23 protein-coding genes and 1 pseudogene are annotated in these 26,784 nt (G+C 67.3%); 12 read left to right on the top strand and 12 right to left on the bottom strand.

Annotated elements, in window-relative coordinates:
* Positions 1 to 70 precede the first annotated feature (70 nt).
* The 3 genes from HCU64_RS20640 to HCU64_RS20630 form a co-directional block, all read right to left on the bottom strand.
* Positions 71 to 739, bottom strand: coding sequence for a class I SAM-dependent methyltransferase (locus HCU64_RS20640; RefSeq protein WP_233386129.1), 669 nt, complete (start codon positions 737 to 739; stop codon positions 71 to 73).
* A gap of 27 nt (positions 740 to 766) precedes the next feature.
* Positions 767 to 1,804, bottom strand: coding sequence for a glycosyltransferase family 4 protein (locus HCU64_RS20635; protein WP_233386128.1), 1,038 nt, complete (start codon positions 1,802 to 1,804; stop codon positions 767 to 769).
* Positions 1,805 to 2,123: 319 nt separating this feature from the next.
* Positions 2,124 to 3,656 carry an amidase gene (locus HCU64_RS20630; RefSeq protein ID WP_233386127.1) on the bottom strand — a complete coding sequence of 511 codons (1,533 nt, stop codon included), beginning with the start codon at positions 3,654 to 3,656 and terminating at the stop codon, positions 2,124 to 2,126.
* 295 nt (positions 3,657 to 3,951) lie between these two features.
* Here HCU64_RS20630 and HCU64_RS20625 point away from each other — a divergent pair, with 295 nt between their 5' ends.
* Positions 3,952 to 5,091: a serine hydrolase domain-containing protein gene (locus HCU64_RS20625; RefSeq protein WP_233386126.1), complete on the top strand. Its 1,140-nt coding sequence runs from the start codon at positions 3,952 to 3,954 to the stop codon at positions 5,089 to 5,091.
* 35 nt (positions 5,092 to 5,126) lie between these two features.
* Here HCU64_RS20625 and HCU64_RS20620 read toward each other — a convergent pair whose 3' ends face one another.
* Positions 5,127 to 5,723, bottom strand: a complete 597-nt coding sequence (locus HCU64_RS20620; protein ID WP_233386125.1) for a TetR/AcrR family transcriptional regulator — start codon at positions 5,721 to 5,723, stop codon at positions 5,127 to 5,129.
* A 207-nt stretch (positions 5,724 to 5,930) separates the two neighbouring features.
* Here HCU64_RS20620 and HCU64_RS20615 point away from each other — a divergent pair, with 207 nt between their 5' ends.
* Positions 5,931 to 6,797, top strand: a complete 867-nt coding sequence (locus HCU64_RS20615) for an NmrA family NAD(P)-binding protein (protein WP_233386124.1) — start codon at positions 5,931 to 5,933, stop codon at positions 6,795 to 6,797.
* Between the two features lie 79 nt (positions 6,798 to 6,876).
* Here the strand turns inward: HCU64_RS20615 and HCU64_RS20610 are convergent, their stop codons facing one another.
* Entirely contained in the window at positions 6,877 to 8,328 is a 1,452-nt protein-coding gene (locus HCU64_RS20610; protein ID WP_233386123.1) for a D-alanyl-D-alanine carboxypeptidase family protein, read from the bottom strand.
* Between the two features lie 289 nt (positions 8,329 to 8,617).
* Between HCU64_RS20610 and queE the strand changes: the two genes are divergently transcribed.
* Both queE and HCU64_RS20600 read left to right on the top strand, forming a co-directional pair.
* A complete protein-coding gene (queE, locus tag HCU64_RS20605; protein WP_233386121.1) occupies positions 8,618 to 9,250 on the top strand; it encodes a 7-carboxy-7-deazaguanine synthase in 633 nt (210 codons plus the stop codon).
* Positions 9,251 to 9,375: 125 nt separating this feature from the next.
* Complete coding sequence (locus tag HCU64_RS20600; RefSeq protein WP_233386120.1) at positions 9,376 to 9,696, top strand: PAAR domain-containing protein; 321 nt, start codon at positions 9,376 to 9,378, stop codon at positions 9,694 to 9,696.
* A 15-nt stretch (positions 9,697 to 9,711) separates the two neighbouring features.
* Here HCU64_RS20600 and HCU64_RS20595 read toward each other — a convergent pair whose 3' ends face one another.
* Positions 9,712 to 10,872: a helix-turn-helix transcriptional regulator gene (locus tag HCU64_RS20595; RefSeq protein WP_233386118.1), complete on the bottom strand. Its 1,161-nt coding sequence runs from the start codon at positions 10,870 to 10,872 to the stop codon at positions 9,712 to 9,714.
* Between the two features lie 358 nt (positions 10,873 to 11,230).
* Here HCU64_RS20595 and HCU64_RS20590 point away from each other — a divergent pair.
* Positions 11,231 to 11,760 (top strand): annotated as a pseudogene (locus HCU64_RS20590) (MucR family transcriptional regulator).
* A 47-nt stretch (positions 11,761 to 11,807) separates the two neighbouring features.
* On the opposite strand, the gene HCU64_RS20585 reads toward HCU64_RS20590, so the two are convergent.
* Positions 11,808 to 12,968 carry a ceramide glucosyltransferase gene (locus tag HCU64_RS20585; protein ID WP_233386115.1) on the bottom strand — a complete coding sequence of 387 codons (1,161 nt, stop codon included), beginning with the start codon at positions 12,966 to 12,968 and terminating at the stop codon, positions 11,808 to 11,810.
* 183 nt (positions 12,969 to 13,151) lie between these two features.
* On the opposite strand from HCU64_RS20585, the gene HCU64_RS20580 reads away from it, so the two are divergent.
* Entirely contained in the window at positions 13,152 to 14,048 is an 897-nt protein-coding gene (locus tag HCU64_RS20580; protein ID WP_233386113.1) for a histone deacetylase family protein, read from the top strand.
* Between the two features lie 24 nt (positions 14,049 to 14,072).
* Here the strand turns inward: HCU64_RS20580 and HCU64_RS20575 are convergent, their stop codons facing one another.
* Positions 14,073 to 14,642 (bottom strand): TetR/AcrR family transcriptional regulator, encoded by a 570-nt coding sequence (locus HCU64_RS20575; RefSeq protein WP_233386112.1) that lies wholly within the window; start codon positions 14,640 to 14,642, stop codon positions 14,073 to 14,075.
* 97 nt (positions 14,643 to 14,739) lie between these two features.
* On the opposite strand from HCU64_RS20575, the gene HCU64_RS20570 reads away from it, so the two are divergent.
* Genes HCU64_RS20570 through HCU64_RS20560 form a run of 3 tightly spaced genes read left to right on the top strand, consistent with a single transcriptional unit; the run spans position 14,740 to position 20,050 of the window.
* Positions 14,740 to 15,870, top strand: a complete 1,131-nt coding sequence (locus tag HCU64_RS20570; RefSeq protein ID WP_233386111.1) for an efflux RND transporter periplasmic adaptor subunit — start codon at positions 14,740 to 14,742, stop codon at positions 15,868 to 15,870.
* Entirely contained in the window at positions 15,867 to 16,955 is a 1,089-nt protein-coding gene (locus HCU64_RS20565; RefSeq protein ID WP_233386110.1) for an efflux RND transporter periplasmic adaptor subunit, read from the top strand. Before HCU64_RS20570 ends, HCU64_RS20565 begins: the two co-directional genes overlap by 4 nt.
* Complete coding sequence (locus tag HCU64_RS20560) at positions 16,952 to 20,050, top strand: efflux RND transporter permease subunit (RefSeq protein WP_325170005.1); 3,099 nt, start codon at positions 16,952 to 16,954, stop codon at positions 20,048 to 20,050. The genes HCU64_RS20565 and HCU64_RS20560 overlap by 4 nt, the downstream gene beginning before the upstream one ends.
* Positions 20,051 to 20,057: 7 nt before the next feature.
* Here HCU64_RS20560 and HCU64_RS20555 read toward each other — a convergent pair whose 3' ends face one another.
* Both HCU64_RS20555 and tsaA read right to left on the bottom strand, forming a co-directional pair.
* The gene (locus HCU64_RS20555) at positions 20,058 to 20,831 is read right to left on the bottom strand and encodes a GDSL-type esterase/lipase family protein (RefSeq protein WP_233386109.1); all 774 of its coding nucleotides are present in this window, start codon (positions 20,829 to 20,831) and stop codon (positions 20,058 to 20,060) included.
* Between the two features lie 58 nt (positions 20,832 to 20,889).
* Complete coding sequence (gene tsaA / locus HCU64_RS20550) at positions 20,890 to 21,396, bottom strand: tRNA (N6-threonylcarbamoyladenosine(37)-N6)-methyltransferase TrmO (protein WP_233386108.1); 507 nt, start codon at positions 21,394 to 21,396, stop codon at positions 20,890 to 20,892.
* Between the two features lie 122 nt (positions 21,397 to 21,518).
* Here tsaA and HCU64_RS20545 point away from each other — a divergent pair, with 122 nt between their 5' ends.
* From HCU64_RS20545 to HCU64_RS20535, 3 genes are all read left to right on the top strand, one after another.
* Entirely contained in the window at positions 21,519 to 23,012 is a 1,494-nt protein-coding gene (locus HCU64_RS20545) for an AMP nucleosidase (RefSeq protein WP_233386107.1), read from the top strand.
* A gap of 184 nt (positions 23,013 to 23,196) precedes the next feature.
* Positions 23,197 to 23,487 (top strand): DUF1330 domain-containing protein, encoded by a 291-nt coding sequence (locus HCU64_RS20540; protein ID WP_233386105.1) that lies wholly within the window; start codon positions 23,197 to 23,199, stop codon positions 23,485 to 23,487.
* A 28-nt stretch (positions 23,488 to 23,515) separates the two neighbouring features.
* A complete protein-coding gene (locus HCU64_RS20535; RefSeq protein WP_233386104.1) occupies positions 23,516 to 23,920 on the top strand; it encodes a carboxymuconolactone decarboxylase family protein in 405 nt (134 codons plus the stop codon).
* 24 nt (positions 23,921 to 23,944) lie between these two features.
* Here the strand turns inward: HCU64_RS20535 and HCU64_RS20530 are convergent, their stop codons facing one another.
* Both HCU64_RS20530 and HCU64_RS20525 read right to left on the bottom strand, forming a co-directional pair.
* Positions 23,945 to 26,431 (bottom strand): PBP1A family penicillin-binding protein, encoded by a 2,487-nt coding sequence (locus HCU64_RS20530; RefSeq protein WP_233386103.1) that lies wholly within the window; start codon positions 26,429 to 26,431, stop codon positions 23,945 to 23,947.
* Positions 26,432 to 26,547: 116 nt separating this feature from the next.
* Positions 26,548 to 26,781, bottom strand: a complete 234-nt coding sequence (locus HCU64_RS20525; RefSeq protein WP_233386102.1) for a hypothetical protein — start codon at positions 26,779 to 26,781, stop codon at positions 26,548 to 26,550.
* Between the last annotated feature and the right edge of the window lie 3 nt (positions 26,782 to 26,784).

Genomic DNA, 26,784 nt, shown 5'->3' with positions numbered 1-26,784 from the left:
GATCTGATCTCCTCTCGATGGGAGTTGAGGTGTTGCGTCACCGGTTCGTCCGGCGACGGAGTTGCGTCGCTCAGGCGTCCGCCTTGCGGAGACGGATGAGCGAGAAATGGCCGAGCGGCGGCAGGGGCCGGTGCTCGAGGAGGCTCACGCCCGGGGTGCGGTCGATCCAGGTCTGGTAGCGGGCCCAGGAGAACTCGGTGCGCCAGCCGAGGCGGTTCACCACCGGCTGGAGCAGCGACTCGATGGCGCCGCGCAGACCGCCAGCGGCACCGATCCGGGTCGTAATGACGATCTCGCCGCCCGGCCGCGCCACCCGCAGGAACTCGTCGAGGGCAGCTTCCGGGTTCGGCACGGCGGTGACGACGTATTGCGCCACCACCACGTCGAAGGAGGCGTCGGCGAAGCCAAGATGCTCGGCATCCATGACCTCGAGCTGTTCGACGTTGCGCAGGTTCAGCTCCTTCACCCGCTCGCGGGCCTTCTCCAGCATCGGCGCGGAGAGGTCGACGCCGACGAGCCGGCTGCGCGAAGAGTATTGCGGCAGCGAGATGCCGGTGCCGACGCCGACTTCGAGGATGCGCCCGCCGACCTTTTCCGCGGCTTCGATCGCCGCCGAGCGGCCGCGCGCGAAGACCTTGCCGAAGACGAGGTCGTAGATCGGGGCCCAACGGTCATAGGCCTTGGCGACCCCTTCCGTCCGCATGTCGTCGACGGTGGGGACCGCGCCGTTACCTGCCATGGATGTAGCTCCTACCAGGGTGTTGATTCAGGCCGTCGCCGCGGCGGTCGACCATTTCGGCTTGCGGATGCGCGCCCGAGAGACGTTGCGCGCGAACTGACGGGCGCTGGCCTCCCAGGAGCGGGCGAGCGCGAAGGTGCGGCAGGCCTCGCGGGAGACCTTCAGAGCGCCGAGGCAGGCGGCCCGCAGGTCCTCGTCGAGCACGCCGACATCGTGATCCCCGATCACGTCGCGCGGTCCCGTCACGGGGAAGGCCGCCACCGGCACGCCGCAGGCCAGCGCTTCGAGCTGGACCACGCCGTAGGTGTCAGTGAGGCTCGGGAAAACGAAGACATCCGCCGCCGCGATATGCGCGGCGAGGTCGGAGCCGTGCCGCTCACCCAAGAAGTGCGCCTCGGGGAACTTGGCCTTCAGTTCGTCGAGCTGGGGCCCTGCGCCGATCACCACCTTGGAGCCGGGCAGATCGAGCGACAGGAAGGCTTCGAGGTTTTTTTCGACCGCAACGCGACCGACGTTCAGAAAGATCGGCCGCGGCAGGTCGAGCTGGGCTGCATTGCCCGGGGTGAACAGTTCTGTATCGACGCCGCGGCTCCAGATGCCGAGCTTGCGGAAGCCGCGTCCGCGCAACTCCCGAACCAGCGAGGTCGTCGAGGCCATCGTGACCCGGCCGGCGGCGTGGAAGCGCCGCAGCACCCAGTAGCTCCACGTCGCCGGCACGAAGAAGCGCGCGGCGATGTATTCGGGGAACTTCGTGGTGAAACTCGTCGTGAAGGGCAGGCGGTGCTTGATGCAGTAGGAGCGCACGGCGAGCCCGATCGACCCTTCCGTCGCGATGTGGATCGCGTCGGGCCGGGCCGCCTCGATCCGGCGCGCGATCTCCGCGCCGTCAGGGATCGCGAGGTTGAGGCCAGGATAGCTCGGCACCGGAAAGGTCGAGAAGCCTTCCGGCGAGAGGAAGACGATCTCCATCCCGACCCGGCCGGCGCTCTTCTGCAGCGACGTCAACGTCCGGACCACGCCGTTCACCTGCGGCGCCCAAGCGTCTGTCGCAATCAAAACCCGCATCTTCGCCAGCAGTCCCCATGGGCGAGCATCGAGCCGTGCCCACGGTTGATCCGTAGTGCAGCAGCCTATTCGACACGCCTCCGACAGTCGTTGACGGGTACTTTGCGAGTTTTACAGTTGCATGACGGCTAAAGAGATCAGTTTTGACAGCCGGCAAATCGGATTTTGTTTTTAGACGGCGAACGATAGCGCGTTTCAATTGGCATCGGAGTCGGCGCAGATGCTTTCGCGGCGGCGGCTTCCTTGCCGCCCTCAGGCGGATGCCGGCGGAGATCGACAGGTGCTCGTAGCCGAAACGTCCTGGCCTTTCGGCCAGCGCCTATCCGTTCCTGGGAACGTCGATGAACGGCCAGGGATGGGCCTGCTCGTAAGCGCGAGCCGCGCGCAGCACGAGATCCTCACGCAGATACGGGCCGACGATTTGCAGCCCGATCGGCCGACCGTCCTTGGTGAAGCCACAGGGCATCGAAGCAGCGGGATGCCAGCTGAGATTGAACGGATAGGTGTAAGGCGCCCAGTTCAGCCAATCGTCACCGAAGCGGCCGTCCGGTGGCGTGTTGTGGCCTGTCTCGAAAGCGGCGCAGGCCAGGGTAGGCGTGAGCAGAAGATCGAATTTCTGGTTGAAGCGGCCCATGGCGGCGTGGAGGGAGGTACGGGCCGCAAGCGCTGTCCCGTAATCGGCAGCCGAGACGTTCCGGCCCTTCAGCGCGAGTGCCAGCAGGGCCGGGTCGAGTTCGCCCCATTTCGCTTCCGGGACCGATCGCACCGCCGTCCAGCAAATGGTCAGCCAGATCGGGTCGAGGATCGGCGCGGGGTCGGGAAAGCCCGGATCGGCCTGCTCGACCTTCGCCCCGAGATCGGAGAAGGCTTTTGCTGCCTTCTCGGTGATCGCCTCCACCTCCGGGTCGAGGTTCTTCACGTAGCCGAGCCGCGGGCTCCAGGCGATACGCAGATCCTTGACGCCCTTGTCGAGCGTGCCGAGCAGATCCGGCAGCGGCCCATTCGCCGACGTCATGTCGCGCGAATCGGGGCCGGCCACGGTCTGCAGCAGGGCGGCCGCGTCGCGCACGCTGCGGCTCACCGGGCCGAGATGCAGCGTCGCCGCCGCCGGAACCGCGGGGATGCGTCCGAGGCTCGGCTTGATTCCGAACACTCCGCAGAAGGAACTCGGGATGCGGATCGAGCCGGCACCGTCGGTCCCGATATGCAGGAGACCGAGATTCAGCGCGGCCGAAGCGGCCCCGCCGGCCGTCGAGCCGCCCGTGGTCACCCGCGTGTTCCACGGGTTGCGGGTAATGCCGGTGAGAGGACTGTCGCCGACGCCCTTCCACCCGAATTCCGGCATGCAGGTCTTGCCCAGGATGATCGCACCCGCATCGAGGAGCCGCGAGACCACCGGGGCATTCTCGAGGCTCGGGCCATCCGCGCTGGTGCGGCTGCCCTTGCGTGTCGGGTGGCCGGCCCAGGGGATGTTGTCCTTGACGGTCACCGGTACGCCGTCGAGCGGCCCGAGCGCCTTGCCCTCCCGCCAACGCAAAGCCGAGGCTTCCGCGGCTTTCACAGCACCGTCGCGGTCGAGGACGATGAACGCGTTGATCGAGGGATTGAGCGCCTCGATCCGCGAGAAGACGGCCTTCGTCGCCTCGACCGGTGACAGCGACCGCTCCCCATAGGCGGCCTGCAACCGTGTGGCGTCGAGCAGCGAAGGATCGCCCTGCGCAGCAAGGACACGGGTCGACGACCCGGCCACCGATGCCAGGGCGAGCGTGCCGACGACGGACCGGCGGGTGAGGCCTCCGGTTGCGCTCGAACCGCCAACCGCGGCGGGGGTCACGATCGTCGGGTCGGTCATGGCAAGGCTCCGCGCACCAGTGGTTCACTTCGAACGGCATGAATGTCGAGCCGAGAAGCGCGCTGTCGAGCAATCAATGGCGGGAATTTGATCGTTCTTCTCGTTCCATCCGGCAGGCTAGGCCGCTGGCGCGGCTGACCGAGGCCGATCGCCCCCTATGTCGGGGTTGAGCCGATCTCAGCGGGCCGGCGAGCGTGAGACCCTCGGGAGCGTGGCGGTGATGCAAGTGTCGACATGGGCAGCCCTGTTCGCGATCTGCTGTCTCGGAGTCCTGCCGACGGAGTCGTCGTGGGCCATGGACGGCAGCCCCACGGCGATCGGCACGGTGCGGCAGGTCTATGACGGGCGGCTGACGCCGGACCTGCAGGCCAATACCTTCCGCAACATCGACCGGCTGTTTCCGACCCGCACCGTGGATCGCGGCGGCCGCGTCGTTCCGCTGGAGCGCGCCGAGCGACAGCTCGAAGACGTCAAGTTCGAGTCGGGCGGTAAGACGATCGACCTGTTCGACTATCTCTCGCTGAACCGCGTCGCGGGCCTTCTCGTCCTGAAGGACGGCCGGGTCGCCTACGAGGATTACGAGCTCGGCAACAGCTCGGCGAGCCGCTGGATGTCGATGTCGGTGGCGAAATCCATCAGCTCGACGCTCGTCGGCGCGGCGATCAAGGACGGCTACATCAAGAGCATCGATGATCCCGTCACGACCTACCTGCCGGAACTCGCAGGAGGTGCCTATGACGGGGTCAGCATCCGCAACCTGCTGCAGATGGCCTCCGGAGCCCACTGGGACGAGACCTATACCGATCCCAAATCTGACCGCCGGCGCATGCTCGAGCTGCAGCTCGAGGGAAAGCCGGGCACGATCCTGCAGCTCATGGCGAAGCTGCCCCGCGCGCACGAGCCGGGAACGGTGTGGAACTACAGCACCGGCGAGACGCACATCGTCGGCGCGCTGGTCGCCGCGGCCACCAAGCGTCCCGAGGCGGTCTATCTCTCGGAAAAGATCTGGTCGCGGCTCGGCATGGAGCAGGACGCGACCTGGTGGGTCGAGTCGCCGAATGGCCTGGAGGTCGGCGGCAGCGGGCTCAGCGCCACGTTGCGCGACTATGCCCGCTTCGGCCAGTTCGTGCTGAACGGCGGCGTCATCGACGGCGAGCGCGTCGTGCCAGAAGGCTGGTTCGAGCAGGCCGGCTCTCCGAAGCAGCTCGGCGGCAAGACCGTGAACTACGGATACATGTGGTGGGTGTTCGGAGACGCGGCGGGAACGCCGAATGCGGGTGCCTTCACGGCCCGCGGAATCTTCGGACAATACGTCTACGTGAACCCGAAGGAGCACGTCGTGATCGCCCAGTGGGGCGCACGTTCGAAGCCGACGGGTGCGCCGCCAGTCACCGATGCCGATTTCTTCGCCGCCGTCGTCAGCGCGCTGAGATAGGCCCGGACGGACCGGCCGCCCCGCGTCCGATCCGATCAAGCTTCGAGCGAGGCTCCATCGCGCTGCGCATCCAGCAACGCGACGACCGCATCCTTGGCGGAGCCGAAAGGCGAGCTGTCGCCGTAAACCAGCGAGAGCAGCATCGCGCCCTGGAACAGCAGGTTGAGCTGCTTGCCGAGTTCGGCCGGCCGGGTGAAGCCCGCCCGTTCACACAACTCAACGAAGACGCTCTCGACCCGCAGCGTGACCTGCTTGCCATGCGCCATGATCCCGGCGTGCTTACCGACGAATTCCTGCGAGGCCTTGATGCCGAGGCACCCGCGGTTCGGGACCTTCTGCATCCGCGCCCTTCGCACGTCGAAGAAGGCCAGGATCTGCTCGCGCGGGGTCGCGCTCAACGACGCCACCGGATCGAACAGCTCGCCGACGATCCAGGCCCCGTAATAGTCCAGCACGGCCTCGATCAGATCGTCCTTCGAGGGGAAGTACTTGTAGAGCGTGCGCTTCGAAATGCCGGTCTCGGCGAGGATCGTGTCGACGCCCGTCGCATGGAAGCCGCCATCGTAGAACTGGTCGAAGGCTCGCTTCACGATCTCGAGCCGCTTGCCCTCGCTGCGTTCAGCCTTGTCCATCGCTCGTTTCTCGGCCTCCGCGTGTCTCATAGCGAACCGGCTTGACCGGGTAAACGGACCTGTTTACCAACCGACGAGTAAACAGATCTGTTTACTTTTGGATCGTGTGGTCGGCCGCAAGAGCGATCCCATCGGCCGCCGAGCCGCGAGGCGCACACAGGCGTCGACCCGGCTTGCCCTCACGCCCCCTTTTTCGGAGCCATCTCCATGAAACCCACCCTGCTGATCACGGGCGCAACGGGATCGACCGGACGCGCCGCAACCAACCTCCTGCTCGATCGCGGCTTTCCCGTTCGCGCTTTCGTCCACCGCGAGGACGCGCGCTCCAGCAAGCTGGCCGAAAGCGGCGCCGAGATCGTCGTCGGCGACCTGCACGATTTCCATTCCGTGCGGCGGGCGCTCGAGGGCGTCCAACGCGCCTACTTCGTGCACCCGATCGATCCCGGCATCGCCCAGGCGACCGTGCAATTCGCGCAGGCCGCGCGCGAGGCGGGCGTCGAGTTCATCGTGAACATGTCCCAGAAATCCGCCCGCCGGGAAGCCAAGAGCAATGCAGCGCTCCAGCATTGGCTCTCGGAGCGCGTCTTCGACTGGTCGGGGACGCCGGTCGCCCATCTGCGCCCGACCTATTTCGCCGAATGGCTGCTCTACATGCGCCGGATGATCGGCGAGGGCCGGATGTCGGTTCCCTTCGGCACGACGGGGCGACATGCGCCGATCGCCGCGGAAGATCAGGGAGCCGTGATCGCCGCCATCCTGGCCGATCCGATCGGCCATGCCGGACAGGTCTACCCGCTGTTCGGCCCCGTCGAGTTCACGGCGCCCGAAATCGCCGAGATCGTCGGTGAGAGCCTCGGCAAGACGGTGCGCTACGAGAAGATCACCGCCACGCAATGGGCGCGGGAGGTGCGTGGGCAGGATGCGCCGTTCCTGGCGCAGCACCTCGATGAGGTCGCTATCGACCATCACGACGGGGTTTTCGCCGGCACCAACGACATCGTCGAGCGCATTGGCGGGCGGTCGCCGATGAGCCTCGCCGCGTTCATCGAGAAGCATCGCGCGGTGTTTCAGTAGACGAGAATGGGCCGTACGGCCTGAACACCCGCCTGTCCGTCGGCCCCGACGGCGAGATGCTCCGCTGCCAAGCGAGATTTTACTCGGCGGCGGCGCTCTTCTTTTTAACCACAGGCTTCGCGGCCGCCTTGGCTCCCGGCTTCGCAGCGGCTTTGGCGGCCGGCTTGGCGGCGGCCTTCGCGGGAGGTTTGGCCGCTGCCTTCTTCTCCTTGGCGTCGGAGGCCGCGTAGGCGCTGGCCGTGGCGGGGAGAGCGCCTTTGTGGGGATGCGGGGCGGTCACGGCAGCGGCGCGCTGCTTGGCGGCCTTCTCGGCCTTGGCCTGCTTGGCGGCCTCGCGCGCAGCCTCGCGCTTCTGCTTGATCGCAGCGAGCTTGGCAGCCTTGCTGTTCTTGATCTCTTCTTCCTCGGCCGCGAGTTGGGCGGCACCCTCGGCGGGGTTGCTTCCGGTCCAGACCGCGATCGGCTGGAGGGGCGCCCGCGGCGGGAGACTGCGGCCGCGCATGTTGGCACTGTTGATCGTGGCGAGCGCCAGCGGAACCTGCCCCTGCGAGGACGAGCCGAGAAGCTGCGAGAAGGCGTTGTCGGAGCCCGCCGGGCCGCCGGCGGTGATGGCGCCCTGACCCTCGTCGATCGGCATCGGCTTCTTGCGGTCGCAGATGAAGGGCCGCATGTCCGGCGGTTCGCTGAGGCTGGACGAAGGCAGCGCGTCGAGCGTCGGCGCGGTCCAGCCGGCCGACTGACTGAAGCCGTAATCGAACAGGTCGGCGGTCTTGAGGTCGCGCTCGCGGGCGCTCGGCTGGCCCATCACCACGGCGACGATGCGGCGGCCGTTCCGAGTCGCAGTCGCCACGACGTTGAAGCCGCCCGAGCAGATGAAGCCGGTCTTCATGCCGTCGGCCCCGGCATAGCGCCCGAGCAGGCCGTTATGGTTGGCCACCACGTACTTGCCGTACTGAATCGCCGAGATGTTGAAGAGGTCGTGCGCGTCGGGGAAGTCGCGCATCAGGGCGCGGGCGAGGGTCGCCATGTCGCGGGCCGAGGTCCATTGGCGCGGCTCGGGCAGACCGTTCGGATTGTACCAGCGGCTCTCGCGCATGCCGATCCGGCGCGCCGTCGCGTTCATCATGTCGGCGAAGCCCTCGATGGAGCCGCCGAGATTCTCACCGATCGCCCAGGCCACGTCGTTGGCCGACTTGACCATGATGATCTTGAGGGCGTTGTCGAGGGTGAGCTGAGTGCCGGGCTTGAACCCCATCTTCGAGGGCGGCTCGGCCGCGGCCGCTGGCGAGATCGTCAGCAGCGAGTTCATCGAGAGCTTGCCCTGTCGCACCAGGTCGAGGGCGACGTAGGTGGTCATCAGCTTGGTGATCGAGGCCGGGTACCATGGGTCGGTGGCCGCCTGGCTGTAGATCACCTTGCCGGAATCGACCTCGACCACGACGATCGGCGCCGTGACCGCGCCGGCACTTCCCGCCAACGCCGCCAGCGTGGCGAAAGCGCCGATCACCCGTCCAAGAACCCGGTTCAGCATTGGAAAAGGTCTCAGTCGCGAGGCTAGTGGCAGGAGCCGAGCGTGCCGTTTCGGCAGCGCCGACATCGTCGAACCATGGCGCGCCGACGCAAATGTCGAACACACAACGCCGGACTTCAACGCGGGCTCTTTGGCGAGAGCAAGGCGAAGCCGCTTGTCCCCATCGATCTCGGCCGCGGTCCCGAATGGAGCCTGGGCCGCGCTGCTGCCGGTGGCGATCCGGGGACAGCGGGGTTATCTGCGGCGGTAACGGGTCGAGAGGCAGGCCGGTTCACCGGCAGGACGAGCGATGGCCTACGCGGTCAAGGAAGTGTTTCACACGCTGCAGGGCGAGGGCGCGCAGGCCGGCCGTGCCGCCGTGTTCTGCCGCTTCGCCGGCTGCAATCTCTGGTCGGGCCGGGAGGAGGACCGGGCGGATGCCGCCTGCCGGTTCTGCGACACTGATTTCGTCGGCCTGAACGGCGAGGGGGGAGGGCGCTTTGCCACGGCCGCCGACCTCGCTGCCGCCATCGCCCGGACCTGGGAAGGCGGCGAGGCCGACCGCTTCGTGGTTTTCACCGGCGGCGAGCCGCTGCTGCAGCTCGACCCCCCGCTGATCGAGGCCGTGCATGCGAAGGGCTTCGAGATCGCGGTCGAGACCAACGGGACCCTGCCCGCACCGGAGGGAATCGACTGGATCTGCGTCAGCCCGAAGGCCGGCAACCCGCTGGTGCAGACGAGCGGCCACGAGCTGAAACTGGTGTTTCCGCAAGCCGGTGCCGAACCCGAACGCTTCGCCGACCTCGCCTTTAGCCGCCGCTTTCTGCAGCCGATGGACGGGCCGGACCGCCTCGCCAACACGCAGGCTGCCATCGCCTATTGCCGGGCCGATGCCCGCTGGCGGCTCTCTCTGCAGACGCACAAGATCCTGGGCATTCCGTAGAACCCTCGGCGTGGGTTGCTCGAGCCGAGCCGGCCCGGCGTGACGGCCACGCTCGGCTCAGGCTAGGATTCAGCGCGAGCGCGGATTCGCAAGCATTCTGCGAACGCTCACGGAAGGTCCGAACCATGCTCCGCCACACGATCCTGATTGCGGCCGGCCTCGGTCTCCTCGGTGCCGGCGCCGCCGCTCAAGAGGGCAAGCCCGGCGTGATCGTCGGGGGCGCCACGGGCGTCACGATCAACGGAAGGCCGGCCGCGCGTCAGGGCGATGCCACCACTGGCGGCACGATCCGCACCGGCTCCTCGAACGTCTTCATCAATGGCAAGCCCGTGGCGACGGTCGGCGACGAGGCCGGCTGCGGCAAAATCGCCAGCGGCGCGCACGGCGTCTTCATCAACGGCCGCCCGATCGCCACCTCCGGCGACACAACCAGCTGCGGCCACTGACGGCCCACGCCGGTCTCAAGGCCCGGAGAGGTTGCCCCTCAGCTCGATCGTCATGGCGACCAATTCGGCCTGCCGCGAGATGCCGAGCTTGGCGAAGATGCGTTTGAGGTGCCAGCGCGCTGTCTCGTACGAGATGCCGAGATCGGCAGCGAGGTCGGACAGGGCGCGCCTGCCGTCCATGGCGAGGACGATGCGCACCTCGGCCGGGGACAGCCGGTAGCGCTGCGACAAGATCTGGGCGGCATCCGCGCGCCGTCCAGAGCCAAAACGCTTCATCACGACAAGCGCGATCTCGCCCGCGGCCAGCCATGGGGTGAGGCCGTGCATCCGCCTCAGATCGGGACGAAGGCTGACGATGGTCAGCGCGAAGTCGCCGGCCAGTGTCGAGAGATGCAATCCGTCTGCGGAATCGGGGCTCGGACGTCCCAGGCAGGCCGCGCGCAGGGCCGCATGGAATCGTTCCGCGATGCGGGCGTCCTTGAAATGGATCTTTTCGGCCGCACCGAGATGGAACGCGGCACCACACGCTATGAGGTCTGTTGCTGGCGTGTTCGCGTCCAGCAAGCGTCCGTCCCAAGTCACGATGAGAGCCGGATCGGCGATCGCTCCGATCAGCGTGGTACTCTCGGCGCGCCATGCCGCGCCGACGCCGATGCGGCTGATATTGAGCGAGCGTTCGATCCGCGGAGCGAGCGCCTGGAGCATGCGGGCAATGTCCGGGACGAGCCGCTCCGTTCGCTTCGCGTCGTAGCTCAGTGTCAGAGCCCCGAACCGGCCCCCACTGTCCAACAGCTTGATCCCGCTCGACCCATCGACTTCTCCGATCGGCCGGAGCCAATCCTGATAGAACTCGCTCTTGCGAAGTTCGTCGCAGGGGAACTCATGCTCGGCGCAGATCGTGGTCATCGTCGACGAGCGGAGCAGGACGGCAACCCAAGGATTGATCGCCCCGAAATGGCGCGCATAGGCGTCCATCTCGTCTGCGCGCCAACCGGAACTCACCATTGGTGCGGCGCGCCCGAGGGTCGAATCGACCACTTGCAGATTAGCGCGCGTACCGGACAGGTTACGCGTCAGGGTGTCCAAGACGTCCTGCCAGCGACTGACGTCGAAGGCCGCCTCGTCGATCAGCAGGCCAACATCTTCGATCGCATCGCGAAGCGCGGGATGGGCCATAGGACGGTCGCAGATCTCTGACGGCGGACGAGAGCCTAGTTGAGCCGACCGGGACCCGAGTTGATACTCCTCAAGCCGTCCCGCGCAATGATGGGATCACTTGAACAGGCTTGCAGTGAAAAGATCAGATCCGGCTCGCAACGGAAAAACCAGCCGACCAAGTCCTAATTCCGGTCTGCTTTACCCCTATGCCCACCCATTTGGGTGGAGCATGATGCAACCGTCAAGCGCATCCTGATCTCCATAAGGTCGAAGGCTGTTGAAGATTGCGCGACCTCGAACAAGTGTCAGCCACCGTACTAATCAGGGTAGATCAATGAGCGAGCCGGACGAAGGCGTCACGGAGCCGACACTCGAGATGTCACGGCCGATACGCTTGGCGGCCGACATCGTCGCGATTTACGTCGCGAACAACTCCTTGCCCTCCGACGAATTGCCCAACCTGATTCTACGGGTGCATGCCGCGCTCTCGAACCTTTCGGCCCCTGCGGAGACACCGGACACGTCCCAGGACATGCCGACGCCGAACCAGATCAAACGCTCGATCACACGCGACGCACTGATCTCCTTCATCGACGGAAAGCCCTACAAGACGCTCAAGCGTCATCTCTCGACGCATGGGCTCGATTATGACGGCTACCGCGCGCGGTTCGGTCTGCCGGCAAACTATCCGATGGTCGCATCGAGCTACTCGGCCAAGCGATCCGAAATGGCCAAGGAGCGCGGCTTCGGACTTCGCCACGGGAACTGAAGGCCGTGGCGAGGCCCCCGGGGAGCGGCCGAATGCGCCACGGATCGTCTCGGCCACCGCGCCATTCGAAACGGCGAACGAGAGCACGGCGGGCCTGGTCCTCAGCGTTCGCGACGAGCGTGACACGATCCGGCTGAGAACTCACCTCGTCTGCAGGTCCAGCAGGTCGCCGAGCGATCCCGATTCAGGCCGCGGTCACGCGCGTTCTGAGACGCAGCGGCGTCTTGGTGCGGATATCCATGGCGTTGCCACGCCAGACGATGGCGCTGCGGAACCAGGCGCCGGCCCAGATAGCGGGCAGCATCGCGTCGCGCACCAGCATCGCGCCGAGCAGCCGGCTCGGGCGGTACCAGCCGGCATGGCGGGCGAGAGCGAATTCGGCCCCGTACCAGAGCACGGCCATCGCCATCAGGCCGGCGACCGCCTCCGGTGTCCCGGCGAGAGCAAGGGCCGTCATGAACGGGAACAGCGCGCCGATGCCGATCTCGGGCGCGAAGAACAGGGGAAACGTGATCCGGCGCAGTCGCGCCCAGCGCAACTGGCGCTGCCAGACCTCCGAGAGCTTGCGGCGCCCGAGCGGTTGGCTGAAGGGCAAAGCGACGAGATGGACCTTGCGGCCGGCATCCCGCACCAGCTTCGTCGCAGCCGCATCCTCGGCGATCTCAGCGCCGAGTGCCCGGATGCCGCCGCGCTCCTCCAGGAACGGCTTGTGCCAGAGCATGCTCTTGCCCTGCGCGAAGCCGAAGCCGAGGGCGGCACCTGAATACTGCCAGCGCGCCTGCAGCGTGTTGAGGAAGGCGCACTCGACCTCTGCAAAGAACCCGTCCGGCCGGGTCCCGATCGGCGTCGAGCAGACGAGGCCGGTATCCCGACGCCAGGCCGACTGAAGCTGCTGGAGATAGTCCGTTGGCATCAACACGTTGGAATCGGCGAGCACCACCCAATCGTGCCGCGCCTCGTCCCAGCCGCGTATACAGTTGTTGAGTTTCGGATTGTCGCTGACCCGGACGTCGCCGATGATCAGCCGCGACGGCACGGCGGGGTGGGCGGCGATCAGCCGGCGAACCAGCGGGAGTACCGGGTCGTTTTCGTCCGCGACACAGAAGAGGATCTCGTAGTCCGGGTAATCGAGGGCGAAGCCACGGGCGAGGGTTTCCTCGCTGAAGGTCTCGAGCCCGCAGACCGGCCGCACCAGCGAGATCGGAGCGCCGGTCGGGAAGTTCGAGGCACCACTGTCGCGGCCGAGACGGCTCGCAGCCAGCGCGATGCTGGCGAGATGGATCAGCGTGAGGCAACCGCAGACCGACAGGGCAATCAGGGTTGCGCTCTCGACGCTGTCGAACATCCGCGATCACTCCGCAGCGCCGTTCCCACCAGCGCATCGGGTGCCCTTAGCGGGCGGCCGATTTCAGCCGTGTGACAAAGGCGTTGCAGCGCAGCCGCAGCACCGATCCCTCAGCCCCCTCCCGGAGCCTGAGGCGATGTGGAAACCTTAGCCTGCGCCGGCAACGCACCATCTAGCCGAGATATGGTCCCGATCCTGTTCCATCCCGCCTACGAGGCGAGCCTGCCCGATGGTCATCGCTTCCCGATGCGCAAGTTCGGGCGTCTCGCCGAGATCCTGACCGAGCGCGGCCTCGCACCGAACGGCTTCACGCGACCCGAACCGGCGGGCGCGGATCTGCTCTCGCTCGCCCATGACCAAGCGTATGTCGACGCCGTCCTCGCCACCGCCGTGCCGCCCGAGGTCGAGCGGATCATCGGCTTCCACGTCGACGCGGGCGTGGCGGCCCGCTCCTGCGCCTCGTCGGGCGGAACGCTCGCGGCCGCACGCCTCGCGCTGAAGCACGGGCTCGCGGGAAATGCGGCCGGCGGCAGCCACCATGCGCGGCGCGACGGCGGACGCGGCTTCTGCATCTTCAATGACGTGGCGATTGCAGCGCTCGCGCTGAAGCGGGACGGGTCCGTGCGGCGCGCGCTCATCGTCGATTGCGACGTACATCAGGGCGACGGCACGGCCGATTGCCTCTCGAGCGAGCCGGACCTGTTCACGCTCTCCATCCACGCCGAGCACAATTACCCCAACCCCAAGGTCCCGGGCGATCTCGATATCGGCCTGCCGGATGATCTCGACGATGCCGGCTACCTCGCGGTGCTGGAGGCGCAGTTGCCGCCGTTGATCGAGGCGTTTTCACCCGATCTCGTGTTCTACAATGCCGGCGTCGATCCGCACCGGGACGACCGCCTCGGTCGCCTCAGCCTCAGCGACGAGGGCCTGCTGGCGCGAGACCTTTACGTGATCCGGCAGGCGAGGGCGCGCGGAATTCCGCTCGTGACGGTGATCGGCGGGGGTTACGACACCGACGTCGATGCGCTCGCAGCGCGGCATGCGCTGGTGTTCGAGGCGATGGCTGCTCTCGCCTGACGTGACCGAATATCCGGCGTTCGGTCAGCGCTTCTTCCCCAGTTCCCGCGCCAGCCCGTCGAGCGCATCGAATATGCGGTCGGCCTGCTCACCGGTGAGATCGTGGAAGCCCAGCGTGCGCCCGACCGCCAGCCCGATCAGCGCGAAGACCAGCACAGCCCCGGCGCCGGGCTTTTCCTCGAGCCGGGCCATCTGGTCGAGACGCTCGGTGATGAAGCCCCGGAAATCGGCGAGCGCGTCCGGCGTCTCGGCCGAAGCGACGAGGAGCGCGCGCGGAAAGCCGTCCTCCTCACAATAGGTGTCACGCGCATTCGCGATCATCGCCAGGGCCGGTGAGGCCGAGGGCGGCTCCTGGCGCGCTTCATGTTCGGCAATGCCCTCGCGAAGCCGCTGCAGCTTGCGCTTCGCCAAGGCGCAGATCAGCGCGTCCTTCGAGGCATAGTGGTGCAGCACGCCGCCCTTGCTCAGCGACGCCTCTGTCGCGACGGCGTCGATGGTCAGCGCGCCTGCACCGAGGCGGCGCATCACGCTCTCGGCCGCATCGAGAATGATCGCCGGCCGGTCGTCCCGGCGGCTGCGTGTCCTCGGTTCCATTCGCCCGCCTCTTAAAAACCGTCTGGACGGTCGGTAAACTAGCGGATATGGCTGACCTGCGATAGATGCCTGGAATCGAACGCCGTGGACCCGTCCCATGCCTTCGTCCCGTTCGACCCGCCTTTCCAGTAACCGCGCTGCCGTCGCGGCGGTTGCGATGCTTGCCGCCTCTGCAAGTTGGGCGGCCGAGCCCGATGCGGATCACGACCCGAACAACACCTCGGTCGTTCTCGTACGCACCGTCGAGGCGAAGCGCTCGTCAGTGGCCGCCGACCTGATTTTCACCGGCGACATCCAGGCCCAGGCCCAAACCAACGTCGCCTTCCGCACCAATGGCAAGATCGCCAAGCGCCTCGTCGAGGTCGGCGATCATGTCGAGGCGGATCAGGTGCTGGCGACACTCGATCCGCAGGAACAGCAAGCCAATCTCGACAACGCCAAGGCGGCGCTCGTTTCGGCGGAAGCCCTGCTCACGCAGGCCAAGGTCGCGTTCAAGCGCCAGGAGCAGCTGCTCGCCGGCGGCTATACCACGCGTCCGAGCTACGATCAGGCCGAGCAGCAGCTGCGCACGACCCAGGCGAGCGTCGAATCGGCCAAGGCCCAGCTCGGCACCGCTCAGGAGCAGTTTTCCTACACCGACCTGCGCGCGGGTGTGGCCGGCATCGTCCTGAGCCGCTCGTTCGAGACCGGGCAGGTCGTCCAGGCCGGTCAGACCGTTCTGGTTCTGGCTCAGGACGGACCGCGCGATGCCGTCTTCAACGTCTACGAGGCGCTGCCGGCCAACCCGCCCGCGAGCAAGAGCGTGGCCATCGCGCTCCAGGCCGATCCGCGGGTGACTACGACCGGAACGGTGCGCGAGATCTCCCCGTCGGTCGATCAGGCCTCTGGCACGGTGCGGGTGAAGATCGGCCTCACCGAGACGCCGCCGGCGATGACGCTCGGCGCGGTCGTGATCGGCAGAGGCCACTTCAAGGCGCGCGAGGCCGTAGTGCTACCCTGGTCGGCCCTCTATCGCTGGGAGGACAAGCCCGCGGTCTGGATCTACGACCGCGAGAAGGGCACCGTCGCTCCGCGCGTCGTCACCATCGATCGCTACGCGTTCGACACCATCGCGCTCGCCTCTGGCGTCGAGCCCGGCGAATCCGTGGTCACCGCCGGCATTCAGTTCCTCCGCCCCGGCCAAAGCGTCGCCTTGGCAGATCCCAAGGCGGAGGGCATCGCGAAATGAGGCGGCTCCTCGTCCTTTCCCTCGTGGGCCTGATGCTCGCCGGCTGCAAGCCTTCCGCCGAGGAGGGCCACGAGCCGGCGCCGATCCGACCGGTTCTGGTGATGGTGGCAAAGCGCATCGAGACCGACCTGTTCGGCCCCTTCGCCGGCACCGTCGAGCCCCGTTACCAGTCCCAGCTCGGCTTCCAGATCGGCGGCCGGGTCGCGGCGCGCGACGTGACGGTGGGCGACACCGTGAAGAAGGGCCAGCGCCTCGCCACCCTCGATCCGACGGTGACGCGATTCGCCCTGACCCGCGCCGAAGCCGACGTCGCCGATGCCAAGGCGCAGGCCGAGAACGCCGCTGCCACCGAGGCGCGCTCCCGCAAGCTCATGGAGGGCGGCAACGTCACCCAGGCCCAGCTCGATTCGTCGGTTGCCAGCCGCGACACGACGCAGGCCCGTCTCGCCCAAGCGATGTCGAGCCTGCAGCGGGCCCGCGACCAGATGGGCTACACCGAACTCCACGCCGATTTCGATGGCGTTGTCACGCAGCGTCTCGCCGAGGTCGGGCAGGTGCTCAGCGCCGGGCAGGCGGTGGTGACGGTGGCTCGTCCCGAGGTCCGCGAGGCGGTGGTCGACATCCCCGAGGATCTCGTCGGCACCATGCCACGCGACGGCCGTTTCGCCATCTCGCTGCAGAGCGCGCCGGAGATCACCACCGTCGGCACCGTGCGCGAGGTCGCGCCATTCGCCGACCAGAGCACCCGGACGCGCCGCATCAAGCTGGCGCTGATCGACCCGCCCTCGGCCTTCCGCCTCGGCGCAACCATCACGGTCGGGCTGACCCGCAAGGTCGATCCTTACGTGCTCCTGCCCGCCACGGCCCTGCTCGAGGCGGATGGCAAGACCTCCGTCTGGATCGCGCCCCCGGTCGACAAGGATGGCATGACCCGCGTCGAGCGCCGGGACGTCACCGTCGCGAAGAAGGGCGCCGAGCGTGTCAGCCTGCGCGATGGCGTGAAGGACGGCGAGCGCGTCGTCGTCGCCGGTATTCATTCGCTGAAAGACGGCCAGACCGTCCGCATCGAAGAAGTCACGCCGTGACAGATCAGACCCCCGACGCGCCGGAGCAGGGCTCCAACAGCTCCTTCAACCTGTCCGACTGGGCGTTGCGCCACCGCTCGCTCGTCTGGTTCCTGATGCTGGGCTGCATGCTGGCGGGCGTGATGTCCTATTCGCGTCTCGGTCGCGAGGAGGACCCGCCCTTCGCGATCAAGACCATGGTCGTGCAGGCGAAATGGCCGGGCGCCACCATCAAGGACACCCTCGACCAGGTCACCGACCGGATCGAGAAGGAACTGCAGCAGATCAGCGTGCTGGACTACGTCCGCAGCTACACGACGCCGGGCCAGGCCACGGTGTTCGTTCAGTTCAAGGACACCACGAAGAAGGACGAGATCCAGCCCGCCTTCTACCAGGTGCGCAAGCGCCTCGGCGACATCCAGTACACCTTCCCGGAAGGCGTGCAGGGGCCGTCCTTCAACGACGAGTTCGGCGACGTCTACGGCAACGTCTACGCCTTCACGGCCGACGGCCTGACCCACCGGCAGCTGCGCGACTACGTCGAGGGCGTGCGCACCGAGATCCTCAAGGTGCCCGACATCGGCAAGACCCTGCTGATGGGCACGCAGGGCGAGACCGTCTATCTCGACTTCTCCACCCGCAAGCTCGCCGGCTTCGGCATCGACATCCAGGCGCTGATCAAGCAGCTGCAATCGCAGAATGCAGTGGCGGCCTCGGGCGTGGTCCAGGCCGGGCCGGAGCGGGTCTCGCTCCGGGTCAGCGGGCAGTTCGCCTCGGAAGACTCGCTCAAGAACGTCAACCTGCGCTTCAACGACCGGTTCTTCCGCCTCGCCGACGTCGCCGAGATCCATCGCGGCTACGAGGACCCACCGGCCGCGATGTTCCGCGTTAACGGCAAGCCGGCCATCGGGCTCGCCATCGCCATGCGGCCGAACGCCAACCTCCTGAAATTCGGCGAGAACCTGAAGGAGCGCATGCGCAGGATCGAGGCGAAGCTGCCGATCGGCGTCGGCGTGCATCTCGTCTCGGACCAGCCCAAGATCGTCGAGGAGGCGGTGGGCGGCTTCACGCAGGCTCTCGTCGAGGCCGTGGTCATCGTGCTGCTCGTGAGCTTCGTCAGCCTCGGCCTGCGCGCCGGATTCGTCGTCGCGGTGTCGATCCCGCTCGTCCTCGCCATCGTCTTCGTAATCATGCAGGTGATGGGCGTGACGCTGCAGCGCATCTCTCTCGGCGCGCTCATCATCGCCCTCGGCCTGCTGGTCGACGACGCCATGATCACCGTCGAGATGATGGTCGCGCGGCTCGAAGTCGGCGACAATCTCAAGAAGGCGGCGACCTTCGCCTACACCTCCACCGCCTTCCCGATGCTCACCGGCACGCTCGTGACGGTGGCCGGCTTCCTGCCGATCGGCTTCAACGGCTCGTCGGCCGGCGAATACACCTACTCGCTCTTCGTGGTGATCGCCGCCTCGCTCGCGGTCTCATGGGTGGTCGCGGTTTTGTTCGCGCCGCTCCTCGGCGTCACGCTGCTTCCGAAAAAGATGAAGCATCACGAGGAGAAGCGCGGCCTGTTCACGCGCGTCTTCCTCGCCGTGCTCAAGGTGGCGATGCGCCTGCGCTGGATCACGGTGATCATCTGCATCGCGCTGATGGGCGCGGCCGTCTTCGGCATGACCCACGTCCAGCAGCAGTTCTTCCCGTCCTCCGACCGTACCGAGGTGCTCGTCGACCTGACGCTGCCGCAGAACGCCACCATCGCCGAGACCAAGGCGCAGATGGATCGGTTCGAGGCCGAGCTGAAGAACGATCCCGACATCGTGCGCTGGAGTTCCTATGTCGGTCAGGGCGCCGTGCGCTTCTACCTGCCCCTCGACCAGCAGCTTGCCAACGCCTTCTACGGGCAGGCCGTCATCGTCACGAAATCGCTGGAGGTGCGCGACAAGGTGATCGCTCGGCTTCAGCAGATCGGCCGGCGCGACTTCGTCGGCATCGACGTTCTGGTGCAGCCGCTGAACCTCGGACCGCCGGTGGGCCGCCCGATTCAGTACCGGCTGAGCGGCCCGGACGTGCAGGAGGTGCGCCGTCTCGCCCTCAAGCTCGCCGACGTGGTCGCGACCGACAAGCGCCTGGCCTACCCGACCCTCGACTGGAACGAGCCGGGCAAGGTGCTGCGCGTCGAGATCCTGCAGGACAAGGCGCGCCAGCTCGGCGTGACCAGCCAGGACATCGCCGGCATCCTCAACGGCGTGGTCGGCGGCCAAGCCATCACGCAGGTGCGCGACTCGATCTACCTCGTGAACGTGGTGGGCCGTGCGCAGACCATCGAGCGCACCTCGCTCGAAACCCTGCAGAGCCTGCAGGTGGCGCTGTCGAACGGCTCCGTCGTGCCGGTGCTGGCCTTCGCCAAGATCGACTACGACCTCGAGCAGCCCATCGTCTGGCGCCGCGACCGCGTGCCGACCATCACCGTGCGCGCCACGATCAAGGACGACACTCAGCCGCCCACCGTGGTCGCGGCCCTGCAGCCGGGGATCGACGGCTTCATCAAGGCCCTGCCCGAGGGCTACACGCTCGCCACCGGCGGCGCCGTCGAGGAGGCCGGCAAGGGCCAGGGCCCGATCGCCGCCGTGGTGCCGGTGATGCTGCTCGCCATGGCGACGCTCTTGATGATCCAGCTCCAAAGCTTCCAGAAGCTGTTTTTGGTGTTTTCCGTGGCTCCGCTCGGGCTGATCGGCGTGGTGCCCGCGCTGCTCTTGTTCAACAAGCCGATGGGCTTCGTCGCCATCCTCGGCATCCTGGCCCTGATCGGCATCATCATCCGCAACGCGCTGATCCTGGTCAGCCAGATCGAGGAATCGGAGGCCGAGGGCCACGAGCCCTGGGATGCGGTGATCGAGGCGACGCGCCACCGCATGCGCCCGATCCTGCTGACGGCCGCCGCGGCCAGTCTCGGCCTGATCCCCATCGCCCGCGAGGTGTTCTGGGGGCCGATGGCCTACGCGATGATCGGCGGCATTCTGGCAGCGACCCTTCTGACGCTGCTCTTCCTGCCGGCACTTTACGTCGGCTGGTACCGGATCAAGCCGCCGGCGCGGGTCCAGGAGAGGGCGGCCTGATACGGCTTCAGTGCGACGCGCCCGCCTCGTTCCGAAGGTGAGGCGCGAGCATGGCGGCCCACTGCAAGTAGCCGGCGCCGTTGAGGTGGACCCCATCCAAGGTCATGCCCCAGCTGAGAACTCCGTCGCCGCCGATCGCCGCATTCAGATCCACGAAATCACAGCGCCGCTGGCCGCAATAGGTCGCGATGTCGGCGTTCAGCTCGGCAATCCTGGTGTTCGTCCGACGCGACGTCGTCAGCGGTGTCGAGGTCACTACGACCCGCGTGCCGTGGCCGATCAATCGGTCGAGGATGGCATGGTAACGCGCTTTGACTTGATCCAGCGGATCACCGCGGAGAATGTCGTTGGTTCCGATCGTGACGAAAGCCGTCGTGGCGGAGACGGACAGGATCGTGTCCAGCCGGGCCAACACGGACTGAGTGGTATCGCCGCCGATGCCGCGATTGACGATGGCGACACCCGGAAACATCGTTTGCCAGTCGGCATATTCCGTGTGCGAATCGCCAACCATGACGACCGTGCCCTTGGCCGCAAAGGTCTTCCAGATGTCGGTCTTGATAAGATCGGCCTGACTGAGGATCTGGTTTCCAGTGCGGCGCTTCGGCAGCCTGTCGGATGCGAGCCGATCGACCGCCCAGCCGGTGCTGAGACCGAAGATCGCCGCGACGAGCCCGGCCGCACCGACACGCCTCGCACTCCAGCTCGGCAAGCGCTCGCAAACTCGACCAGCCGTTTCCACACGCATCGACCTTCTCGACTCTTGAAGCCCTGCCGCCATTGCCGAGCTATGCGTGTGAAATTTTCCCACGTCAAGCGAGTGCGGCGATGCGCCTGGGTCAGCGCGGACTGGTGACCGAGGTCCCCGCACGGTCGACCCATCCCCCAGGCCGGCAGTCCGTCGACACGTAGTAAGGCTTGATGTCGAGGAGCGGCGTGCCGTCGAGGCAGTCGAGCCCGCGCACGCTGACCTCGGCTCCGTCGATGCCGAGGCGCTCCACCACCGAGACCGCAATCGGATTCGGGCGAGCCGGCGAACGCAGAGAGAAGGTGCCGCGCGAGCCTTCGGCGTGGCGGGGCTGCTGGCGGACCAGGTCGCGCACCGAACGGTGCATCCAATAGAGCACGATCAGGTGGCTCGCCCCATCGACGTTCTGCAGGGCAGGGACATAGAGCGGATCGACCTCGAGCGTGCAGATGGCATTGGTCTGGGTGCCGTTCTTCGGGCACTCGCTCCGCCGGCTCCAAGGCGTCCGGATGCGTCCGATGAAATGGAGACCGGCATCGAAGGTCTCGGGAAGGACGATGGCCTCCTCGCCCTCGCGCCGCCCGAACTCGTCACTCATCTGCTTCGCCTCAGAATGTTTGGCGATCGATGTGCGACGAGCGAGCTTTTCCGGCAAGGGGAGGCGGTCGCGTTCCTCGCGCCCTGGGTGTACAGCCCGGAACGGGACTCGCGAGAGGCGGCATGGACAGCGAAGAGCTTCGCCCGATGGAAGTCGTCTCCGATCCGGAGACCGCCGTCGACCGGCTCGCGGCGCTCTACGAGGGCGCGACCTCGGCCCTGCGCTCCGCCCTGACACGCTTCCTCGATGAGGGCGTGCCGCCCGATCCGATGGAGCGGCTGCAGTTCCGCTACCCGGAGCTGCGCGCCACCTACCATCCGAGCGGGCCGATGCCCCGGATCAGCCGGGCGACGGCGAAGTTCCAGGCACCCGGTACCTACGGCACCACGCTGACCCATCCGGGCCATTTCCGGCCCTATCTTCTGGAACAGTTGCGCCACCTCGTGCGCGATTACGGCGCCACCCTCGAAGTCGGCCTGAGCGGTCAGGAGATCCCGTTCTCCTACGTGGTCGAGCCCGGCATCGACCTCACCCGCAATGGCGTGACCGCGAGCCAGCTCGCCACCTTCTTTCCGACTCCGCTGCTCTCGGTGGTCGGCGACGAAATCGCCGACGGGCTCTGGCAGGAGCACCCGGACGAACCGCGCCCGCTCGCCCTGTTCGACGGGGTGCGGACCGATTATTCGCTGCGCCGCCTTGTTCACTATACGGGTTCGGACTGGCGCGAGATCCAGCCCTGGATCCTCCTGACCAACTACCATCGCTACGTCGACCGCTTCGTGCAGCACGGGCTCGATCGCCTGCGGACGTCGGACAGCCCGTTCGAACGCCTCGTTCTGCCGGGAGGCGTCAGCGTGAGCCGGGCGGAGGCCGCCTCGGCCAACGCAGAAGCGCTGCTCGCCGCCTCGCCCTGGCACCGTTTCCAGATGCCGGCCTATCACCTCGTCGCCCGAGGCGAGGATGGCAGCCCGCAGGGCACGACGCTGGTCAATATCGGCGTCGGCCCCTCCAACGCGAAGACCATCACCGACCATCTCGCGGTCTTGCGCCCGCATTGCTGGCTGATGGTCGGCCATTGCGGCGGCCTGCGCCAGTCGCAAACCATCGGCGACTACGTGCTCGCGCATGGCTACCTGCGCCTCGATCGTATCCTCGACGACCTCGTTCCGCCGGAGGTGCCGGTGCCGGCTTTGGCCGAGGTACAGATCGCCCTCCAGAATGCCGCCGCCGCCGTCACCGGCGAGCGCGATGAGGCTCTGAAGCGGCGCCTGCGCACCGGCACCGTCGTCACCTACGACGACCGCAACTGGGAGCTGCGCTTCACCCAGGAGCGTCGCCGGATCAATCTCGGCCGCTGCATCGCCGTCGACATGGAGAGCGGCACCATCGCGGCTCAAGGCTACCGGCTGCGCGTCCCCTACGGCACGCTGCTCTGCGTCTCGGACAAGCCGCTGCACGGGGAGATCAAGCTGCCCGGCGCGGCCAACGCCTTCTACGAGCGCGCCGTGAACGAGCACCTGCTCATCGGGCTCGCGACCCTCGATGCGCTGCGCGCCGACCGGCACGGGCTCCACTCGAGAAAGCTCAGGAGTTTCGATGAGCCACCATTCCGGTAGCCTCGATCCATTCCCGGACGGCTCGACTGAGGTGCGAGACGCCCAAGACGATCGCGTAGCAGTGTATTCGTCGCTTTTATCCGAGCCGCGTGTCTCAACTCGGCCGCTCCGTTCCGGCTAGAAGCCGCGCAGGACGGAGCAAGCCGGTCCGACGCGCCGGAAGTTTCCCGAGGAGATATCCAAGATGGCCAAAGCTTATTGGGTCGCCACCTACCGAGCGATCAGCAACCCCGATGCGCTCGCCGCCTATGCCCAGCTCAGCGGTCCGGCAATCGCGGCCGCTGGCGGCCGAATCCTGGCGCGCGGCGTGCCGGCGCAGGTCTACGAGGCAGGCCTGTCGATGCGCACGGTGCTCATCGAGTTCGACAGCGTCGAGCAGGCCCGCGCCGCACATGACAGCCCGGCCTATCAGAAAGCCCTGGCGGCGCTGGCAGACGGCGCCGAGCGCGAGATCCGCATCGTCGAGGGCGTCTGAACGCCATGCGTGATCGGGGAGAGCCGACGTGACGACGGTGAGGCTCTGGACAGACGCCGAGGCCGAGGCCGCGCCGCGGGTGAAAGCCGTCTTCGACGACATCCGGGCGACGCGGCGCTCCGACTTCATCAACAATTTCTGGCGCGGTCTGGCCAACCAGCCGGCCGTGCTGGAGCGAACCTGGGCGAGCCTGAAGGAGATCATGGCTGCCGACGGCGCCCTGGACCCGCTGACCAAGGAGTTGATCTACATCGCGGTTTCGGTCGCCAATGGCTGCAGCTACTGCATCCACTCCCATACCGCTGCAGCGCGGGGCAAAGGCATGACGGAAGCCCAGCACGGCGAGCTTCTGGCGGTGATCGGGATGGCCAACGAGACCAACGCCCTCGTCACCACGTTGCAGATCCCTGTCGACCCCGAGTTTCAGGTCTGAACGACCGATCGGGCTCCCCGGCGATCAGTAACGCTCGCGTCCCCACAGCCCGGCCCGCTCGGACCGCGCCTGGTCCTCGGCGTCCATCAGGTCCTGCGGCGCGTCCTCCGTCGCCCTGGCACCGCCAGCCGTGAGGATCAGCGAGGCGAGGTCGTCGCCGTCGAGGCGGCAGCGCATGGCAGCGCCCGCACTCTCGGGTGCGCAGGCGACCTCGCGTCGGCGTAGGTAGCGAGCGAGCTGCTGAGCGAGGACCCCGCGCTCGCCGGCAACGCCGAGGAGCTTCACCGTGCGTCCGCGGATGGCGAGCGTGCCGGTATCGATCACCTCCGGGATCCCGCGGACATCCGTCGAAACCGGCCCCGTCGAGATTTCGCCGGCCGGAGCACGCTCGGCTTTCGCGGCGGATGGGGCAGGGCGCTTCCTGCCCTTCAGGATCCCTTGGGCACGCTGGACGAAATCATGGAACACGCGGGCCGGGATGTCGCCGCCCGTCACCCCCTTCATCGGTGCATTGTCGTCGTTGCCGACCCAGACGCCGACGATCATGTCTGGCGTCACCCCGACGAACCACGCATCGCGATAGTCCTGACTGGTGCCGGTCTTGCCGCCGATCGGCGTACCGGGGATGCGGGCCGCCTTGCCGGTGCCGGATTCGACCACGGATTCCATGGAGTCGAGCAGCATCGATTGCACGTCTCGCGACAGGGCAGGGCCGGGCGGCTTGGCCTCGTGGAGGTAGAGTGGCTTCGGCGCGGACCCCTTGATGGTGTGGATCGCGTAGGCCTCGACCGGTGGTGTCCCGCTCAGCACCCCGGCATAGGCCCGCGTCATCTCCATCAGCGTCACATCGGCGGAGCCGAGGGCAAGGCTCGGTACGTTCGGCAGATCCGACTGCACACCGAGCTTGCGCGCCGCCTCGATCACACTCGGGATGCCGATCTCGTCGCCGAGCTGGGCCGCGATCGTGTTGACCGAGAAGGCGAAGGCCGAGCGCAGAGGGAGCGCCCCGCGAAACCGGTTGTTGGAGTTCTGGGGCTCCCACTCGCCGATCTGAGTCGGCCGGTCGACGAGCACGGTTTCGGGCGTGTAGCCGTGCTGGTAGGCCGCGAGGTAGACGAACAGCTTGAACAACGAACCGGCTTGGCGCTTGGCCTGGGTCGCCCGGTTGAACTGACTGTCCTCGTAATCGCGACCGCCGACCATCGCGAGGATCGCGCCGTCCTTGGACAGCGCGATCAGGGCGCCCTGGCCGACCTTCTTCTTGTCGCCCTCTGCGTCGAGCTTGCGCGCGAGCGCCGCCTGGGCCGCGCTCTGCAGATCGATGTTGAGCGTCGTGCGCAGGGTGACGTCGCCCGCATCGCCCGCGAGTTTCTTGGCATCGCCGGCCACCATGTCGATGAAGTAGTTGGCGCCGGGAGGGGTCTCCGGCGGCGTGCGCAGCACGAGCTTCTCGGCACGAGCCTTGTCCGACTGTGCTTGCGTGATCGCCCCCGTCTCGACCATGGCCTGGAGCACGAGGTCGGCCCGCTCTTTGGCGCCGCCGAAATTGCGGGTCGGGGCAAGCTGCGAAGGCGCGCGCACGAGCCCGGCCAGCATTGCGGATTCGGTGAGCGTCAGCGCCTTGGCGCCGTGCCCGAAATAGCGCCGCGCCGCCGCGTCGACCCCATAGGCGCCGGCCCCGAAATAGGCGGTGTTGAGATAGCCGAGCAGGATCTCCTGCTTCGTCATCGTGCTCTCGAGCCGCAGGGCCAGGAGCGCCTCCTGGATCTTGCGACGGAGCGTCTTCTCCTGGGTGAGCGAGGTCAGCCGGGCGTATTGCTGGGTGATGGTCGAGCCGCCCTCGCGGACGCCGCCGCCGGTGACGTTACGGTAGACGGCGCGGGCCAGCCCGCGCAGGTCGATGCCCCAGTGGCTGTAGAAGCGCCGGTCCTCGATGGCCGTGATCGCCTGGGCGAGATGCGGCGGCATGTCGGCAGCGGTCAGGCGCTCGCCGCGATAGGCGCCGCGGGTGGCAAAGGGTCGTCCGTCATCGGACTCGACCGTGATCGCCCGCTGACCACCCTCGGGCACCACGCCGCCGAGCGGCGGCAGCGTCGCGAAGGCCTGAAGCACCGTGAAGGCGAGGAAGAGTCCCGGCAGCGCGGCCGCGGCAAGGCCGATCGCAAGGATCGGCCGCCGACGAAGCCGGGGGAGCCAGCCGCCAGGCGTTGGCGGCTGATCCGGAGGCTGCACCGCTCGAACAGGGGCAGTCTCACCGGCCGGCGGCCGGATGCGGTGTGTGACGCGTGCGAAAAACGGCGTGGCTGCACGTGCCGCACCGAGGCCGCTCCGGCCAGCTCCGCGCAATCCGGCAGCCGCGAGCAGCCCGAGTTGGCGGACGAGCACGCGGGCCGCGCTTGCGGCCTCGCGTGCCGCTTCGCGCGGATCGGGTTGTCCAGGCGAACGCGAGCCGTCCGTCCCATCGGTCGGAGCAGGGTGGTCGGGTGCGTCGCGGGGATTTCGCGAAACCATCGTGTGGTGACGTCGACCCTTCAGCCAATGCCGGCAGAGCCAAAGATGCACCGCCGGTCGAAGGGCATGGTAGGTCGCGACGGCCCGCAAGGCTACGCTTGGCCGTGCAACACCTGCTAGTCGTCCGGCACCACCAGAATATCGGCCGCCAGACGGCCGCGCTCCGTCAGCATGTGACGGTTCGGGTCGGAGCCTTCACGGCGGAGCATACCCCGGCGGCAGAGTTCCTCGCGCACGCGTGCAGCGTTGAAGTTTCGCGGCGCGGCCTTGCCTGCTGCGACCGCCCGGATTTCGCGGCACTGGGCCTGAGTGGGGGTCCAGGGCCTCTCGTCCATCTCATGATCTGACATGCG

The sequence above is a fragment of the Methylobacterium sp. C25 genome, assembly GCF_021352225.1.
GTDB lineage: Bacteria > Pseudomonadota > Alphaproteobacteria > Rhizobiales > Beijerinckiaceae > Methylobacterium.
Note: the sequence above shows the minus strand (reverse complement) of the source record. Positions and strands in the feature narration are given on the sequence as shown.